Here is a 17,117-nt window from a genome sequence, read left to right on the forward strand (position 1 = left end):
GAACTTAAATCTGACTGTCACGTTACTTTCAGTATGGAAATGGACGCCATGGAATTTAGCAAAACTCCCTCCGGTCATTCGTCGGCTTCTCCGACTATTCTCTCTGTCCTAGCCGATCACAAAAAAAGCCTTTGGGGTATCGGACTCTTTACTGCGGTAATAAATTTACTGATGTTGGCCCCGGCGATTTATATGCTGCAAGTTTATGATCGCGTTCTTGCTTCAGCTAATACCATGACATTATTGATGCTCACTATTCTGGTGCTCGGCATATTTGCATTTATTGGTTTATTAGAGTGGGTTCGCAGTGCCGTCGTGATCCGTTTGGGAACGCGCATTGATATGCAACTGAATCAACAGGTGTTTAATGCTGCTTTTGCTTCCCAACTTATGGGCCATAAAGCGCCAGCGGCCCAAGCATTGAATGATCTCACCTCTTTACGTCAGTTTGCCACGGGCAACGCACTCTTCGCTTTCTTTGATGCACCCTGGTTCCCCCTTTATTTACTGGTGATTTTTCTGCTCCACCCTTGGCTCGGTGCATTAGCCACTGCGGGAGCTTGCTTGTTGATTTTCCTCGCTTGGCTTAACCAAAAAGTGTGTAAAAAACCACTGAAAGCTGCATCCATCATCACTTCGCAAGCCACCCAGCAGGCGAATGCAAATTTACGGAATGCAGACTCTATTGAAGCGATGGGGATGCTAAAAGCGCTGCGCGGGCGCTGGCTGAAGCAGCATTCCCACTTTCTTTATCAGCAGAATCTTGCCAGTGATAAGAGTAGCCGAGTGACCGCGATATCCAAATCTAGCCGTCAGGCGCTGCAATCAATGATGCTCGGGCTAGGCGCATTACTGGTTATTGATGGTGCTATTACAGCGGGAGTCATGATTGCGGGATCAATTTTAATCGGGCGCGTATTAAGCCCTATTGATCAACTCATCGCCGTCTGGAAGCAGTGGAATCATGCGCGGTTGTCCTACCTGCGCCTCACCGATTTGTTAGCTCAACACCCGCCGGTAAACACGGGCATGCTTCTCTCCCCACCGACAGGGAAGCTAAGTGTGACACAGCTGACTGTTTGCAAACCAGGCACTCATACTCCGGTATTACAGTCCATCAATTTTGAGTTGCAACCCGGTGATATTTTGGGTGTTTTGGGGCCATCAGGCAGTGGCAAATCCACCTTGGCAAAACTGTTGGTCGCCTGTAAACCCGCCTTTAGCGGCTCGGTTCGCTTGGACAGTGCTGATCTTTCGCAATGGGATAAAACTCGCTTAGGGGAGTTTATTGGCTACCTGCCGCAAGATATCCAGCTGTTTCGTGGGTCGATTGCTGAAAATATCTCGCGCTTTGGTCAGATTGATACCGAAAAAGTCATCGCAGCAGCGAAATTCGCTGATGTGCACGACCTAATCCTGCATATGCCGCAAGGGTATGACACTCAACTCGGTGATGACGGTGAGGGGCTATCCGGCGGCCAGCGTCAACGAATTGCCTTGGCACGAGCCATGTACGGTATGCCACGGCTTATCGTGTTAGATGAACCCAACGCCAGCTTGGATAAAGAGGGTGAGAAGGCCCTACTGGCAAGCATTATCCAGCTAAAACAACAGGGTAGCACCATTGTGATGATTACCCACAAGCCAGAGTTATTATCCGGCAGTGACTATCTGTTGTTTCTCAATAATGGGCGGATGGAGTTGTTTGATCGTACTCAGGCTGTTTTACAGGGTGCTAAGGATAAGCCTAACGCTGATGTAAAAGCATTTAACAGTAAAAAGAGTTGGGGCAACGGTATGTCATATGGCGTTACACCCGCTCGCACGGCATCACAAAAATCATGATGTTAAATAGACAAACCACGGATGGGAGGTAACCGATGTCACCTGAAACAACTCATGACCCGGCGACAGCGGTGGGCAACCAGCAGCAAAGCCCACAATCAGTGCAAACCAATAGCGGGCAATATCTCAGCCTTGGTGGCGTACTGGTTTTGGCGGGCTTTATCGGTTTTTTGCTTTGGGCTGGATTGGCACCATTGGATAAAGGGATTGCTGTTATGGGGCAAATTGTCGTTGCCGAAAACCGTAAAGTGATCCAGCCGTTGCAAGGTGGACGTATTCAGCAATTACATGTCGTCGAGGGGGATGAAGTTACTGAGGGGCAATTACTCATCACGCTGGATGATACTGCAATACGCAGCCATCGGGATAATCTAGAGCATCAGTACCTCAGTGCGCTGGCTCAGGAGTCCCGCTTAATCGCCGAGCAACACGATTTAACTGATATTCATTTCCCTGAGGCACTGCTTCAGGACTCTGCGCAACATCTGGTAGAGCGCATTATTGTTTTGCAGCAACAGCTTTTTCAGCATCGTCGCCAAGCCCAATTGAGCGAGATTGCACGCCTGTCTGCGCAAATTACTCGTCATCAGAGTCGGCTGAGTGGATTACAAAGGCTGAAAGATAATAACCAGCATCAACTCGATCTATTCCAACAACAATTGCATGGCGTGCAGTCGCTGGCAATAAATGGTCACGTTGCCAAAAATCAGTTGTTGGAAATGGAGCGTCAGGCCATTTCATTGCGCACCCAAGTTGAGCAGGACGCCAGCGACATCGCCGAAACTTATAAGCTAATTGATGAAACAGAGCAGCATATTTCACAGCGACATGAACAGTATCAAAGTGAGAATCGCGAACAATTAGCCAAAGCGCAACAAAGCACCCAAGAGTTAGCGCAGCGTTTGAGCGTTGCAGAATTTGAATTGAAAAATACCCGTATTACCGCGCCCGTCAGCGGTTCGGTTATCGCGCTCGCGCAACACACTATAGGCGGCGTGGTGAGTACTGGGCAAACATTGATGGAATTAGTCCCCAGTGGGCAACCCTTGCTCGTTGAAGCCCAACTGCCAGTGGCGTTGATTGATAAAGCCATGGTGGGTTTACCGGTCGACCTTAATTTTTCTGCATTTAATCAAAGCACAACCCCACGATTATATGGCTCGGTATTACGGGTCGGGGCTGATCGCATACAGCATCCACAGACTTTAGAGCCTTACTACCCCTTAACTATTGCGATGGATATCAACCAAACTCCGCTGAAAATTCGACCGGGTATGTCGGTTGATGTTTTTATCCGTACAGGGGAGCGCTCGTTGCTCAATTATCTGTTTAAGCCGCTAATCGATCGTCTGCATGTCGCGTTTACCGAAGAGTAATCGTAGTGGCGATTTTTTATAACTTATTAATAATAAAGAAATATAGTGATTTAATTGATGATCATACGACAGAATAACAGCCGTATTCTACTTTGGTTGGGAAGTGCCTTATTTGCGAGTTGTGTTCATGTATACCTGCTTTGGCGGTTGAGTTCCCCAGCTGTAGCGGTAACGCCGCCATACCCGTATCCTGCGGCGGTGGTGCTCGGGTTGTCAGCTGAGCCAGAGTTCACCCCCAATGTAGAGGAAAACCCAGTCGTGGGTATGACTCAAAATGTCAGCGAACCGGCAGCTGAATCCTCGAACATCCAGCCAGAGCAAGTGAGCGAATTGACCGCCCCCGAGCAACCCAATGCATTCCTGATCGTTGAAAAAAAACGGGAGATCGTTAAAAAAGAGCCGATCAAAGCAAAACGGCCACAACCAGACGCAATCAAACCACGTAAACCCATTAGTGAAGAAACAACGGTGAACCGCAGTCAACCATCGCCCCCCGCAGCGACAACCAGCACTGCATTGTCTGGTGAGAGTAAGAGAATGACAGCTGCGACAAACAGTGATGCTTTGCATGTGCAGCGGATCCAAATAAATTGGAGAAACCGCTTACAAGGGCACTTGATGGGGTTTAAACGTTATCCCCCTATGGCCAAAAAACAGCACCAACAAGGTACCGCCGTTATCCGTTTTGTGATCAATAAAGAGGGACATGTTCTCTCGGCTCAACTGATCAAAAGCAGTGGGGTCGCTATTTTAGATCACGAAGCCTTGGCACTGATCAAACGGGCTCAACCCCTCCCCAAACCCCCTACCGAGCTGCTATCCCATGGGCAGATAACATTGGCGCTACCCATTGGTTTTGACCTGAAAAACAAAAGCCGATGAACGTTGCTATGAACAAACCAAATTCATAAATTCGATGATTTAATGCTACGGGGGTGACAAATGTCACTCCCGTTAATTCCGATTCAGACAGCGAACACTATCGATATCAAATCAATGTCCCAGTTCAAACTCGCGATTAAGCGGTTGGAACTGGGCAAACAGTGAGCATTACCGACTGGCTTGCTAAGCAAGACGATTAAATTTGTGGAGACGGTGCGCAAAAATAGGGCATAAAAAAACCGGGCATAAAAGCCCGGCTTGGAGAGACGATCCTGGTCAGCTAGAAATACTATTCGCCAGGGCAGCGCAGGCAGCGTTCGGCCTCATCGGCGCCCAGTCTGAGTTTGGACTGTAAATCACGCAGCGCCGTACGCAAACCTTCCTCAATCACCGGATGATAGAACGGCATATCCAGCATTTGGTCGATAGTCATTTGTTGTTGATGTGCCCAAGCCAACAAGTGAGCAATATGCTCGGCACTGGGTCCCATCATCTCGGCACCCAAGAAACGGCCTGTACCTTGCTCACCATAAACCCGCAAAATACCTTTGTTTTTCAGCATCACTCGCGAACGGCCCTGATTTTCAAAAGAGACTTCACCGATGTCAAAACAACCGCAGGCGCTGAATTTTTGCGTCAGTTCGCGGAAAGTAGAGCCTACCATTGCAATTTGCGGATCAGAGAACACCACCGAGATTGGGCTGCGACGTAAGCCAGGCACCACTTCGGGGAAGCCACCGGCATTCACGCCAGCAATACGAGCCTGATCGCTCGCTTCATGCAGCAGTGGCAATTGGTTACTGGCATCACCCGCGATAAAGATATGTGGCACGCTGGTTTGCATTGTCAGTTTGTCGGCAGGGGGGACGCCACGTTCATCAAGAACCAGCGAGGTATTTTCCAGACCCAGCTTATCGACATTCGGACGGCGACCGGTGGCGGCTAACACATAATCCACCATTATCTCTTGGGGCTTATCGGCTTTATCCAGATAACGGATAAAGACGTTATCCCCTTCACGCTGCATCACTTCAACTTTCACATCTGGATCGAGATAGAACTCTTCACCCAACGTTTTCGCCGCGTAATTGCGCACAATGCTGTCTGTCAGCGGGCCAACACCACCGCCCACGCCGAACATTTTTACCTCAACACCTAACCGGTGCAGTGCCTGACCCAGCTCCAGCCCGATAACGCCGGGGCCGAAAACGGCAACTGATTTTGGTAAATCATCCCAGTTGAACACGTCATCATTCACGATCAGCCGATCACCTAACGCATTCCAGGCCGCAGGCCAGGTTGGGCGGGAGCCGGTAGCAATCACGATTCGTTGCGCGACAATGCGCGTGTGATCATCAACTTGCAGGGTATTGTCATCAATAAAGCGAGCATAGCCCTGAATTTTATCCGCCGCCGGAATGTTATCGACGCCTTCCAGTACGAAGCCGACAAAACGGTCGCGCTCACTCTTAACGCGATCCATCACTTCACGGCCGTTAATCAGGGTCTCGCCTTGCGGATGAATCCCGAATCCAGGGGCCTGTTCAATGTGATGCACGGCGTCAGCCGCCGCAATCAGTAGTTTGGATGGCATGCAACCGACGCGTGCACAGGTGGTGCCGTACTCGCCACCTTCAATCATCACCACACTTGGGGTCGAAAGTTTGGCAGCGCGATAAGCGCCAAGCCCAGCAGTGCCGCCGCCGATCACGGCGACATCAACGTTTAAGGTTTTCATGTCTACTCCTAACAGGGAAAACAGCCAGAACAGAAAAAATAGAAAAAAAGGGTAGGCCGGAGCCTACCAAATCCAATTACTTTGGGTCTATTTTCATTTTAATGATGCACATATTTATTAATGCTATTAGGCAGACAGGTAATTCTCTAAATCATCACTGCCACCGATGTGTCGTCCGCCGATAAAGACTTGTGGCACAGTCCCACGACCGGTAACGGCACGCAGACTGACAGTGGTGGCGTCTTTGCCCAGCACGATCTCTTCATACTGAATGCCGCGCTCTTGCAGCATCTGTTTCGCTTTGGCGCAGAACGGGCAGCCCGGTTTGGTAAAGACAGAAACAGATTCCTGCACTTTAAAATCTGGGGCCAGATATTTCAGCATGGTGTCGGCGTCAGAGACTTCAAACGGGTCGCCTGGCTTGTTTGGCTCGACAAACATTTTCTCAACCACGCCGTTACGTACCAGCATGGAGTAACGCCATGAACGCGGCCCGAAGCCCAGATCCGCCTTCTCAACTAGCATATTCATGCCTTTGGTGAATTCACCGTTGCCGTCTGGAATAAAGGTAATGTTTTCAGCGCTCTGATCCGCTTTCCAGGCATTCATCACGAAGGTGTCATTGACGGACACGCAGAGAATGCTATCAACACCGTGCTGTTTAAACACGCCGGCCAGCTCGTTATAACGTGGCAGATGGCTGGAAGAACAGGTCGGGGTAAACGCGCCCGGCAGTGAAAACACGATAACAGTTTTGTTGTTGAATAATTCGTCGGTAGTGACATCAATCCACTGGTCGCCCTGACGGGTATGGAAGGTCACCTGTGGGATTTTTTTACCTTCTTGGCTAGCGAGCATCTGTAACTCCTTAATTGAAAACTAAAATATTTTAATTTTTCGGTGTGTCTCATTGTTGGGATACATTATTCATTTTATCGCTTGATAGTTCTAATCACTGATTGCTATCTTATCTATCGTCAATGGCTATCATAAAACGGAGCACCGATGAACATTCGAGATCTAGAATACCTGGTGGCGCTGGCTGAATTCAGGCATTTCCGGCGTGCTGCCGACTCTTGTCATGTCAGCCAACCCACGTTAAGCGGCCAGATCCGCAAACTGGAAGATGAGCTGGGCGTCATGCTGTTAGAGCGCACCAGCCGTAAAGTCTTGTTTACGCAGGCTGGATTGTTGCTGGTGGAGCAGGCCAGAACGGTGCTACGGGAAGTTAAGGTACTGAAAGAGATGGCCAGTTTGCAGGGTGAAAGCATGTCTGGCCCGCTGCATATTGGGTTGATTCCAACTGTTGGCCCTTATCTGCTGCCGCAAATCATTCCTACGCTGCATCAAACATTCCCAAAACTGGAAATGTATCTGCATGAAGCGCAGACCCAAAACCTGCTGGCTCAGTTGGACAGCGGCAAGCTGGATTGTGCCATCTTGGCGCTGGTCAAAGAGACCGAAGCGTTTATTGAAGTCCCGCTGTTTGACGAACCGATGCAACTGGCGATCTACGCTGATCATCCGTGGGCAGGTCGTGAGCGGGTACAGATGCATGAACTGGCTGGCGAGAAGTTGCTGATGCTGGAAGATGGCCACTGTTTACGCGATCAGGCGATGGGCTTTTGCTTCCAGGCTGGCGCTGAAGAGGACACCCATTTCCGTGCCACCAGTTTAGAAACTTTGCGCAATATGGTCGCCGCAGGCAGCGGCATCACGCTATTGCCTTCACTGGCGGTGCCAAATGAAAGAGAGCGTGACGGTGTATGCTATCTGGAGTGCTACAAGCCAGTACCCAAGCGCACTATTGCTTTGGTCTACCGCCCCGGCTCCCCATTGCGTGGCCGCTATGAGCAACTTGCCGAGGCGATACGTGAGCACATGCAACCGCGCATGAGCCCAGAAGTGATAAACGAAAAGCTAGAACAGGCGGTTTAACCCATTGAGCGCCGCAACGCGATAGGCTTCAGCCATCGTTGGGTAGTTGAAGGTAGTATTAACGAAATATTCGATCGTATTACCTTCGCCTTTTTGCTCCATGATCGCCTGCCCGATATGGATAATTTCAGCCGCGCGTTCACCAAAGCAATGAATGCCGAGGATCTGCTTGGTTTCCCGATGGAACAGGATTTTCAAGCTGCCGGTATTCATCCCGACAATCTGTGCGCGCGCCAGGTGCTTAAACTGCGCGCGACCGACTTCGTAAGGCACTTTCATCGCAGTCAAGTCTTGCTCTGTTTTACCTACCGAACTGATCTCGGGAATGGTGTAAATACCGGTCGGGATATCTTCGATCAAGTGAACGTTAGCTTCACCTTTGATCATCGCTTGTGCCGCAATCCGCCCCTGATCATAAGCCGCGGAGGCCAAACTCGGATAACCAATCACATCGCCGACGGCGTACACATGGGATAGCGCGGTCTGATACATGCTATTGACCTTCAGCAGGCCACGGCTGTCTGCTTCCAACCCAATCTTTTCCAACCCTAATCCACTGGTATTTCCGGTGCGGCCATTGGCGTACAACAAGCAGTCCGCCTTCACCTTTTTGCCTGATTTCAAATGAACGATAACCCCATCCACCGTCCCTTCAATCTGCTCAAACTCTTCGTTGTGGCGGATAACCACGCCGTTATTCCAGAAGTGGTACGAGAGAGCATCTGACATCTCCTGATCGAGGAAAGCCAGTAGGCGGTCGCGGGTATTAATCAAATCCACTTTGACACTCAAACCACGGAAGATAGACGCATATTCGCAGCCAATCACCCCCGCACCATAGATAATGACGTGTTGTGGCTCATGGCTGAGCTGCAAAATGGTATCACTGTCGTAAATGCGTTCGTGGGTAAAATCAACGTTTGCTGGGCGATAAGGGCGTGAGCCAGTCGCAATGACGATGTTATCCGCGCGCAGTGTATCGCTGGTGCCGTCGGCATAACGCACATTGATGGTATTGGCATCGATGAAGCTAGCATCGCCGGAGAACATCTGGCAGTGGTTACGATCGTAAAAACCTTGGCGCATACGGGTTTGCTGATTAATCACGCGATCCGCATGGCTTAAAATATCAGCAAAAGAGGAGCTGATGGTTCGGGCATTGTCGCTGTAGAGTGGGTTTTGGTTGAATTCGATAATACGGCTAACGGCGTGGCGCAAAGCTTTGGATGGGATAGTGCCCCAATGGGTACATCCACCGCCCACATTATTGTACCGTTCAATCACGGCAACGCGGGCGCCTTGCTTGACCAACCCCATAGCGGCACCTTCACCGCCAGGACCCGAGCCAATGACAATGGCATCAAAATGGAAGTGCTGTTGCATGTAGGAGAGACCTATTATTATACAAAATTACAACGATATATTAACATCATCCCAAGTATAACCCAATCAACAATAGGTAAATCACCGTGATGGGTGCTGTAAAGCGGCAATTCCGTCTTGGGATGATACGTTTGTATAACGGTTGTTACTATAAAGTTTGGTATATTGCTGACTATATGTCTTAGATTGAGAATTTGGATATCCCTTGGGCACGATTATGGGCGTCAGAGCACAACAAAAAGAGCGGACTCGTCGTTCCCTTATCGAAGCGGCGTTCAGCCAACTGAGTGCTGAGCGGAGTTTTGCCAGCCTGAGTTTGCGGGAAGTCTCCCGCGAAGCTGGTATCGCACCGACTTCTTTTTACCGGCATTTCCGTGATGTCGACGAGCTTGGCCTGACAATGGTCGATGAAAGTGGCCTGATGTTACGCCAACTGATGCGTCAGGCACGTCAGCGGATTGCCAAGGGCGGCAGTGTTATCCGTACGTCAGTTTCTACATTTATGGAATTTATCGGCAATAATCCCAATGCCTTCCGCTTATTGCTGCGGGAGCGTTCTGGCACCTCTGCGGCTTTCCGTGCGGCTGTTGCGCGTGAAATTCAGCATTTTATTGCCGAGCTGGCCGATTATCTCGAGCTGGAAAACCATATGCCGCGCAGCTTCACCGAAGCGCAAGCTGAGGCCATGGTCACAATTGTCTTTAGTGCCGGTGCAGAAGCGCTGGACGTGGACAGTGAACAACGGCGACAGTTAGAAGAACGCTTGGTCCTACAACTGCGGATGATCTCCAAAGGCGCTTATTATTGGTATCGTCGCGAGCAGGAGAAGCTTGCAGTGTCCCGAACTTAATAAGGAGAGGAAAATGATGGAACACTCTAACCCAGAAAAACAGTCTCGCCGTGAAATTGGCACTCTGCTGCTGGCATTGATCACGGGTTTAGCCGTCAATGGTTCATTTAATGCACTATTTAGCGCGCTGGTCCCTTTTTCAATCTTTCCGCTGCTGACGTTAATATTGGCGGTTTATTGCTTGCATCAGCGCTACCTCAATTTTGCTATGCCACTGGGCTTACCAGTGCTGGCTTCAGCCTGTTTCTTGCTAGGCATTTTAGTCTACAGCGCCATTGTGCGGGTCGAGCATCCGACGATTGGCTCCAACTTCGTCCCCTCTATTCTTAGCGTGGCGCTGGTGTTCTGGATCTTGTTTAAGCTAAAAGCGCGTAAATCGGCGCAGGCGAACACAGAATCTGAGTCGGATAATAGCGATACCCAGCAGCCGCAGTAGCGTTCGGGCGACTGGCTTCATTGGCGGCAGAAACAGTAAGGGCAACATAGCGTTGCCCTTTTATTTATCTGCGATTCAAGTGATGCGTTAGTCCCGTTTTTCCAGCAAGACCCCACACTCCATATGATGGGTGTAAGGGAACTGATCGAAGAGCGCTAACCGGCTGATTTTATGAGTGTGCTGCAACTGTTCCAGATTGGCGCACAGTGTCTCTGGGTTACAGGAGATATAAAGGATGCGCGGATAAGCCTGCACCAGTTTGACGGTTTCGTCATCCAGCCCGCTACGTGGTGGATCGACAAAAATTGTCTCGCAGTTATAGCTGGTCAAATCAATGCCTTTCAGGCGATTAAACTCACGGGCACCTTGCATTGCCTGGGTGAACTCTTCCGCTGACATACGAATGATTTGCACGTTATCGATATTATTCGCGGCAATATTGTATTGCGCCGCCGCCACTGACGGTTTAGCAATCTCGGTCGCGAGAACGCGATCAAAATTACGTGCTAATGCCAACGAGAAGTTGCCATTACCGCAATACAGCTCCAGTAAATCCCCAGTCGCCTGTTGGGTGACATCAATCGCCCATTCCAGCATATGAATATTCACCGCCGCATTCGGCTGGGTAAAGCTATTCTCTACCTGACGATAAATCATCTCGCGACCCGCGACCGGTAACACTTCATCGATGTAGTCGTGATCCAACATGATTTTGGTTTTCGATGCTCGCCCAATCAGTTGCAGATCAAAACCTTGCTCGCGCAACTGATCACGCAATTCCAGCGCCTTTTGCCGCCACTCTTCATCTAATTGACGGTGATACAGCAAAGAGGCGATCAGCTTACCGCTCAGCGTCGATAAGTAATCAATCTGAAATAGTTTACGGCGCAAGATCGGCTCGGCCCGGATGGCGGTCATTAGCGCGCTCATCAGGTGATTGATTAACAGGCTAGCGACCGGGAATTGCTCGACCCGAATACGCTGCTTGGTCTGTTGGTCAAACATGATGTGGTACAGATCATCTTCATCATGCCAAACGCGGAACTCTGCCCGCATACGGTAATGCTCGGCAGGAGAGCGGAATATTTCCGGAGCAGGGGCCTGAAACGGCAACATCATTGCCTGAAGACGGGCCGATTTCTCCGCCAATTGGTAATCATAGCCGTCAGTCGGCAGGATGTTGGGAGTCATGTTTCTTCTCGTTTGCACATAATAAAAGAGGGTTATTCCTGCGGATTGTAGGGAAAGTGGCACTGATGTCCAGTTTTGTCGTATTTATCCCTCGCTCCAAGAATGGAAGTCTAGACATCCATTTTACTTAATCGTAACATTGCGGTCCGGCCTCATGCGGTACTTAAACACCTACGAGTTAAAAGGGAATCCGGTGTAAATCCGGAGCTGACGCGCAGCGGTAAGGGGAAGTTACGGCGATAGGTTTCAACCAGACACTGTCCGCAAGGATGGGAAGTCATCGCCCGCTCTGTTCTCAGAGATCCCAAGCCCGAAGACCTGCCGGTATTACGTCGCAATATTCGTGGTCGTCGCGTACTACCGGCCATGGCACTGCGGCATCCGCCAATTGAGTTTGGATGCTTTATGACAATTAAAAAATATACGCTGCTCACAGCACTCTCTGTGACGGCATTTTCTGGCTGGGCGCAGGGCAACTCCACCACGGGTAATAATGACGAAATGGTGGTGACAGCCAGCCGTTTTAAACAGCCAGTTTCCACCGTATTGGCCCCCACAGATGTCGTGACTCGGGATGATATCGATCGCTGGCAGGCCAAAAGCCTCAATGAAGTGATGCGCCGCTTACCGGGTGTGGATATCGCGCAATTTGGTGGTTTAGGGCAGGGTTCTTCTATGTATATCCGTGGCACTGAAGCCCGGCATGTACTGGTACTGGTTGATGGTATTCCCCTTGCACGCACCGGTATCCTCAACAGCGTCGACTTTAATCAAATACCAGTCTCCTTAGTGCAGCGAGTTGAATATATCCGTGGGCCGCGATCGGCGGTGTATGGCTCAGGTGCGATTGGCGGTGTCATTAACGTGATTACGCAAACAGATAAAGAAGGCGCACAAATTAATGCGGGTGTCGGGTCTAAAGGCTACCAGCAATATGATGGCAGTGTCCGTCAGCGCTTTGGCGATACATTGGCGACGGTCGCGGGGGGTTATCAAACCACTAACGGCTTCAATATCAAACCGGGCTCAAACTACTCGGTAGACAGTGACCGCGACGGCTTTCGCAATAAAAACTTCTGGGCCGGGCTGGATCATCAGTTCAACCAAGCGTTTTCTGGGTTTATCCGAGGTTATGGCTATACCAATAGCACGGATTACGATGTCGGCAGCACACCTTACCTCCCTGAATACAGTGGTGATAAAGAGCGGTTATATAACCACACTTATGATACCGGTCTGCGTTATACGGCGGGCGCTTACTCTTCCCAATTAATTGCCAGCTACCAGAAATATAAAGATTACAACTACAGCAGCCAATATGGCCGCTATGGGGTAGCGACCACACTGGACGATATGGAACAGCGCAATCTGCAATGGGGCAACACTTATAGCTTCGAAAGTGCGACGCTAAGCGCAGGGCTTGACTGGCAGCAGCAACGTTTGACCTCATCCAATACCACGATTTCTGACAGTTATAAGCGGGATAACACCGGCTTATACCTCAGCGGCCAGCAAAAATTCGACAGCGTAACGATAGAAACCTCGGGCCGTGCCGATAAAGATGAACAATTTGGCTGGCATGAGACATGGCAAACTGCAGCGGGCTGGGAATTCGTTCCTGACTACCGCGTGACCTTATCTTATGGCACTGGCTTCCTGGCGCCGTCGTTGGGTCAACAGTATGGTTCGCAGCGTTTCGACATTATATCAAACAGCGATTTGAAGCCTGAGGAGTCTCGTCAATGGGAAGCCGGGCTAGAAGGGGTGACTGGTCCGCTGGACTGGCGTTTGTCTGCTTATCACAACAAAATTGAAAACCTGATCGACTACGACTCAAACCCAGTGACTTACATTGGGCAATATTACAACGTTAACTCCGCGACGATAAAAGGTGTGGAGTGGAACGGAAACTTCGATACTGGCATCTTCACCCATCAGGTCACATTGCAATATATTGACCCGCGTAATGATCTCAATAACGAAGTCTTAGCCCGCCGCTCTAAACATCAGGCCAAGTATCAACTGGATTGGACAATGTTCAATTTTGATATGGATGTGTCTTACCAGTATTACGGCAAGCGCTATGACAATAACACCTCTCTTTATAGTACGACTCAGCGCGAATTGCCGAGTTACAGCACCGTCGACGCGTCGATTGCTTATCCCGTTACTTCTCATCTAACAGTTCGTGGTAGAATTGCTAACCTGTTTGATAAAGATTACGAAACGGCTTATGGCTATAAAACCGCTGGACGAGAGTATTACCTCACAGGAAGCTATAACTTCTAAGGCTGATACTGCTCCTCGCCCGACAGCGCTGATTTTTGACTCCGGTGTTGGCGGGCTATCTGTCTATCAAGAGATTCGGCAGTTACTGCCGGATCTCCACTATATATATGCTTTCGATAACGTCGCCTTCCCTTATGGCGAGAAGTCCGGCGAATTCATCGTTGAACGCGTATTAGAGATTGTCACCGCAGTACAGCAGCGCCATCCACTGGCGATTGTGGTCATTGCCTGTAACACCGCCAGCACCGTCTGCCTATCTGCTTTACGTGAGCGCTTTGCATTCCCCGTCGTTGGCGTGGTTCCTGCTATCAAACCTGCCGTGCGGCTCACCCGCAATGGTGTGGTTGGTTTACTGGCGACCCGTGGCACAGTTCATGCCTCTTATACTCGAGATCTCATTGCGCGCTTTGCCACAGATTGCAAAATTGAGCTATTGGGTTCATCTGAGCTGGTGGAGCTGGCAGAAACCAAACTGCACGGCGGCATCGTTCCTGCCGAAGCCTTAAAGAAAATCCTTCATCCATGGCTGGCAATGCGCGAACCCCCAGACACCATTGTATTGGGTTGCACCCATTTCCCTCTATTAACAGAAGAGCTAGCGCAAGTATTGCCGGAAGGCACTCGCATGGTTGATTCCGGTGCTGCTATTGCTCGCCGAACCGCCTGGCTGATCTCTTCTCAGGAAAATGTGGTTTCTTCGCAAGATGAGAACATGGCATATTGCATGGCGCTTAACGCAGACACTGACGCTTTATTGCCCGTTTTACAGGGTTATGGCTTCCCAACGTTGCAAAAACTGCCAATTTAACGGCGTTTTGACTAAAGAAACAGCGGTTGAAAAGTTTTTTCAAATTAGGGGTTGCAGCCTGTCAGGAACTCCCTATAATGCGCCTCCACTGACCGGGAACAACGAAACATACTTCGCCGGGTCAGGAAGAGAAAAGAACGCGTTTGAGTTCGAAAGAAATCAAATAAAACCTTGACTCTTCAGCGGGAAAGCGTATTATCTGCCTCCCGCGTTACCGTAAGATTCGCTGAAAGGCAAACGGGTAACGAACGCTCTTTAACAATTTATCAGACAATCTGTGTGGGCACTCGCAAGACGATATCGAAGCCTGTTTCGACAGGCAGAAGAAATATCAAAGTCTTGAAGAGTGACCAAAGCAGTACACATTTGAACTTCGGTTCGAATGCATATTTGCAGAAAGTAATCTTTGAGCATCGCTATGTTAACTCATAGCAAATCAAACAAATCTTAAATTGAAGAGTTTGATCATGGCTCAGATTGAACGCTGGCGGCAGGCCTAACACATGCAAGTCGAGCGGCAGCGGGGAGTAGTTTACTACTCTGCCGGCGAGCGGCGGACGGGTGAGTAATGTCTGGGGATCTGCCTGATGGAGGGGGATAACTACTGGAAACGGTAGCTAATACCGCATGACCTCGCAAGAGCAAAGTGGGGGACCTTCGGGCCTCACGCCATCGGATGAACCCAGATGGGATTAGCTAGTAGGTGAGGTAATGGCTCACCTAGGCGACGATCCCTAGCTGGTCTGAGAGGATGACCAGCCACACTGGAACTGAGACACGGTCCAGACTCCTACGGGAGGCAGCAGTGGGGAATATTGCACAATGGGCGCAAGCCTGATGCAGCCATGCCGCGTGTGTGAAGAAGGCCTTCGGGTTGTAAAGCACTTTCAGCGAGGAGGAAGGCAGTCGTGTTAATAGCACGATTGATTGACGTTACTCGCAGAAGAAGCACCGGCTAACTCCGTGCCAGCAGCCGCGGTAATACGGAGGGTGCAAGCGTTAATCGGAATTACTGGGCGTAAAGCGCACGCAGGCGGTTTGTTAAGTCAGATGTGAAATCCCCGCGCTTAACGTGGGAACTGCATTTGAAACTGGCAAGCTAGAGTCTTGTAGAGGGGGGTAGAATTCCAGGTGTAGCGGTGAAATGCGTAGAGATCTGGAGGAATACCGGTGGCGAAGGCGGCCCCCTGGACAAAGACTGACGCTCAGGTGCGAAAGCGTGGGGAGCAAACAGGATTAGATACCCTGGTAGTCCACGCTGTAAACGATGTCGACTTGGAGGTTGTGCCCTTGAGGCGTGGCTTCCGGAGCTAACGCGTTAAGTCGACCGCCTGGGGAGTACGGCCGCAAGGTTAAAACTCAAATGAATTGACGGGGGCCCGCACAAGCGGTGGAGCATGTGGTTTAATTCGATGCAACGCGAAGAACCTTACCTACTCTTGACATCCACGGAATTTAGCAGAGATGCTTAAGTGCCTTCGGGAACCGTGAGACAGGTGCTGCATGGCTGTCGTCAGCTCGTGTTGTGAAATGTTGGGTTAAGTCCCGCAACGAGCGCAACCCTTATCCTTTGTTGCCAGCACGTAATGGTGGGAACTCAAGGGAGACTGCCGGTGACAAACCGGAGGAAGGTGGGGATGACGTCAAGTCATCATGGCCCTTACGAGTAGGGCTACACACGTGCTACAATGGCAGATACAAAGTGAAGCGAACTCGCGAGAGCAAGCGGACCACATAAAGTCTGTCGTAGTCCGGATTGGAGTCTGCAACTCGACTCCATGAAGTCGGAATCGCTAGTAATCGTAGATCAGAATGCTACGGTGAATACGTTCCCGGGCCTTGTACACACCGCCCGTCACACCATGGGAGTGGGTTGCAAAAGAAGTAGGTAGCTTAACCTTCGGGAGGGCGCTTACCACTTTGTGATTCATGACTGGGGTGAAGTCGTAACAAGGTAACCGTAGGGGAACCTGCGGTTGGATCACCTCCTTACCTAACGATACGCATTGCGTAGTGTCCACACAGATTGTCTGATAGAAAGTAACGAGCAAATAAGGCCGGACTGAGAAATTAGTCGGGCTTTAGTACCTTGTTGGGTCTGTAGCTCAGGTGGTTAGAGCGCACCCCTGATAAGGGTGAGGTCGGTGGTTCAAGTCCACTCAGACCCACCAACTCACCATTCCCTGTTGAGTTGCAGCAATAAGGTGATTTGCTTTTTATATGGGGCTATAGCTCAGCTGGGAGAGCGCCTGCCTTGCACGCAGGAGGTCAGCGGTTCGATCCCGCTTAGCTCCACCATATAAAAAACTATTTCAAAACGTACTGCGGTCGCAAGACTCAGTGGGTTGTGAAATATTGCTCTTTAACAATCTGGAACAAGC

12 protein-coding genes, 2 tRNA genes, 1 rRNA gene and 1 riboswitch are annotated in these 17,117 nt (G+C 50.2%); of the genes, 11 read left to right on the top strand and 4 right to left on the bottom strand.

Annotation, left to right across the window (positions count from 1 at the left end):
- Window positions 1–33: 33 nt before the first annotated feature.
- The 3 genes from ACZ76_RS09795 to ACZ76_RS09805 are packed head-to-tail and all read left to right on the top strand — an operon-like array spanning window position 34 to window position 4,103.
- The gene (locus ACZ76_RS09795) at window positions 34–1,845 is read left to right on the top strand and encodes a type I secretion system permease/ATPase (RefSeq protein WP_162489031.1); all 1,812 of its coding nucleotides are present in this window, start codon (window positions 34–36) and stop codon (window positions 1,843–1,845) included.
- A gap of 35 nt (window positions 1,846–1,880) precedes the next feature.
- Entirely contained in the window at window positions 1,881–3,221 is a 1,341-nt protein-coding gene (locus ACZ76_RS09800; protein ID WP_048618783.1) for an HlyD family type I secretion periplasmic adaptor subunit, read from the top strand.
- 57 nt (window positions 3,222–3,278) lie between these two features.
- On the top strand, window positions 3,279–4,103 hold the full coding sequence (locus tag ACZ76_RS09805) for an energy transducer TonB (protein WP_048618784.1): 825 nt from the start codon (window positions 3,279–3,281) through the stop codon (window positions 4,101–4,103).
- 289 nt (window positions 4,104–4,392) lie between these two features.
- On the opposite strand, the gene ACZ76_RS09810 is transcribed toward ACZ76_RS09805, so the two are convergent.
- Window positions 4,393–5,841 carry a dihydrolipoyl dehydrogenase gene (locus ACZ76_RS09810; RefSeq protein WP_048618785.1) on the bottom strand — a complete coding sequence of 483 codons (1,449 nt, stop codon included), beginning with the start codon at window positions 5,839–5,841 and terminating at the stop codon, window positions 4,393–4,395.
- Between the two features lie 126 nt (window positions 5,842–5,967).
- Window positions 5,968–6,699, bottom strand: coding sequence for a glutathione peroxidase (locus ACZ76_RS09815; RefSeq protein WP_048618786.1), 732 nt, complete (start codon window positions 6,697–6,699; stop codon window positions 5,968–5,970).
- 147 nt (window positions 6,700–6,846) lie between these two features.
- Here ACZ76_RS09815 and oxyR point away from each other — a divergent pair, with 147 nt between their 5' ends.
- Window positions 6,847–7,779 carry a DNA-binding transcriptional regulator OxyR gene (oxyR, locus tag ACZ76_RS09820; RefSeq protein WP_048618787.1) on the top strand — a complete coding sequence of 311 codons (933 nt, stop codon included), beginning with the start codon at window positions 6,847–6,849 and terminating at the stop codon, window positions 7,777–7,779.
- Here oxyR and sthA read toward each other — a convergent pair.
- Entirely contained in the window at window positions 7,762–9,162 is a 1,401-nt protein-coding gene (gene sthA, locus ACZ76_RS09825) for a Si-specific NAD(P)(+) transhydrogenase (protein ID WP_048618788.1), read from the bottom strand. The genes oxyR and sthA overlap by 18 nt on opposite strands.
- A gap of 217 nt (window positions 9,163–9,379) precedes the next feature.
- Between sthA and fabR the strand changes: the two genes are divergently transcribed.
- Complete coding sequence (gene fabR, locus ACZ76_RS09830; RefSeq protein WP_005278214.1) at window positions 9,380–10,012, top strand: HTH-type transcriptional repressor FabR; 633 nt, start codon at window positions 9,380–9,382, stop codon at window positions 10,010–10,012.
- Window positions 10,013–10,028: 16 nt separating this feature from the next.
- Window positions 10,029–10,448, top strand: a complete 420-nt coding sequence (locus ACZ76_RS09835; protein ID WP_072081169.1) for a YijD family membrane protein — start codon at window positions 10,029–10,031, stop codon at window positions 10,446–10,448.
- An 87-nt stretch (window positions 10,449–10,535) separates the two neighbouring features.
- Here the strand turns inward: ACZ76_RS09835 and trmA are convergent, their stop codons facing one another.
- The gene (trmA, locus tag ACZ76_RS09840) at window positions 10,536–11,639 is read right to left on the bottom strand and encodes a tRNA (uridine(54)-C5)-methyltransferase TrmA (protein WP_048618790.1); all 1,104 of its coding nucleotides are present in this window, start codon (window positions 11,637–11,639) and stop codon (window positions 10,536–10,538) included.
- Between the two features lie 130 nt (window positions 11,640–11,769).
- Window positions 11,770–11,979, top strand: a riboswitch (cobalamin riboswitch).
- Window positions 11,980–12,044: 65 nt separating this feature from the next.
- Between trmA and btuB the strand changes: the two genes are divergently transcribed.
- The 5 genes from btuB to ACZ76_RS09865 all read left to right on the top strand — a co-directional run bounded on the left by btuB (window position 12,045) and on the right by ACZ76_RS09865 (window position 17,034).
- Window positions 12,045–13,928: a TonB-dependent vitamin B12 receptor BtuB gene (gene btuB / locus ACZ76_RS09845; RefSeq protein ID WP_048618791.1), complete on the top strand. Its 1,884-nt coding sequence runs from the start codon at window positions 12,045–12,047 to the stop codon at window positions 13,926–13,928.
- Window positions 13,873–14,736, top strand: coding sequence for a glutamate racemase (gene murI, locus ACZ76_RS09850; protein WP_048618792.1), 864 nt, complete (start codon window positions 13,873–13,875; stop codon window positions 14,734–14,736). Before btuB ends, murI begins: the two co-directional genes overlap by 56 nt.
- A 449-nt stretch (window positions 14,737–15,185) precedes the next feature.
- Window positions 15,186–16,728: ribosomal RNA gene (locus ACZ76_RS09855) — 16S ribosomal RNA — on the top strand.
- 102 nt (window positions 16,729–16,830) lie between these two features.
- Window positions 16,831–16,907, top strand: a tRNA-Ile gene (locus ACZ76_RS09860).
- Window positions 16,908–16,958: 51 nt separating this feature from the next.
- Window positions 16,959–17,034: transfer RNA gene (locus ACZ76_RS09865), tRNA-Ala, on the top strand.
- The last annotated feature ends 83 nt before the right edge of the window (window positions 17,035–17,117 follow it).

This window comes from Yersinia aleksiciae, from assembly GCF_001047675.1.
Classification (GTDB): domain Bacteria; phylum Pseudomonadota; class Gammaproteobacteria; order Enterobacterales; family Enterobacteriaceae; genus Yersinia; species Yersinia aleksiciae.

Coding starts and splice junctions, on each gene's coding strand:
- oxyR (WP_048618787.1), top strand. CDS start 6,847: ATGAACATTCGAGATCTAGAATACCTGGTGGCGCTGGCTGAATTCAGG.
- sthA (WP_048618788.1), bottom strand. CDS start 9,162: ATGCAACAGCACTTCCATTTTGATGCCATTGTCATTGGCTCGGGTCCT.
- ACZ76_RS09795 (WP_162489031.1), top strand. CDS start 34: ATGGAAATGGACGCCATGGAATTTAGCAAAACTCCCTCCGGTCATTCG.
- fabR (WP_005278214.1), top strand. CDS start 9,380: ATGGGCGTCAGAGCACAACAAAAAGAGCGGACTCGTCGTTCCCTTATC.
- trmA (WP_048618790.1), bottom strand. CDS start 11,639: ATGACTCCCAACATCCTGCCGACTGACGGCTATGATTACCAATTGGCG.
- murI (WP_048618792.1), top strand. CDS start 13,873: ATGGCTATAAAACCGCTGGACGAGAGTATTACCTCACAGGAAGCTATA.
- ACZ76_RS09800 (WP_048618783.1), top strand. CDS start 1,881: ATGTCACCTGAAACAACTCATGACCCGGCGACAGCGGTGGGCAACCAG.
- ACZ76_RS09805 (WP_048618784.1), top strand. CDS start 3,279: ATGATCATACGACAGAATAACAGCCGTATTCTACTTTGGTTGGGAAGT.
- ACZ76_RS09810 (WP_048618785.1), bottom strand. CDS start 5,841: ATGAAAACCTTAAACGTTGATGTCGCCGTGATCGGCGGCGGCACTGCT.
- btuB (WP_048618791.1), top strand. CDS start 12,045: ATGACAATTAAAAAATATACGCTGCTCACAGCACTCTCTGTGACGGCA.
- ACZ76_RS09815 (WP_048618786.1), bottom strand. CDS start 6,699: ATGCTCGCTAGCCAAGAAGGTAAAAAAATCCCACAGGTGACCTTCCAT.
- ACZ76_RS09835 (WP_072081169.1), top strand. CDS start 10,029: ATGGAACACTCTAACCCAGAAAAACAGTCTCGCCGTGAAATTGGCACT.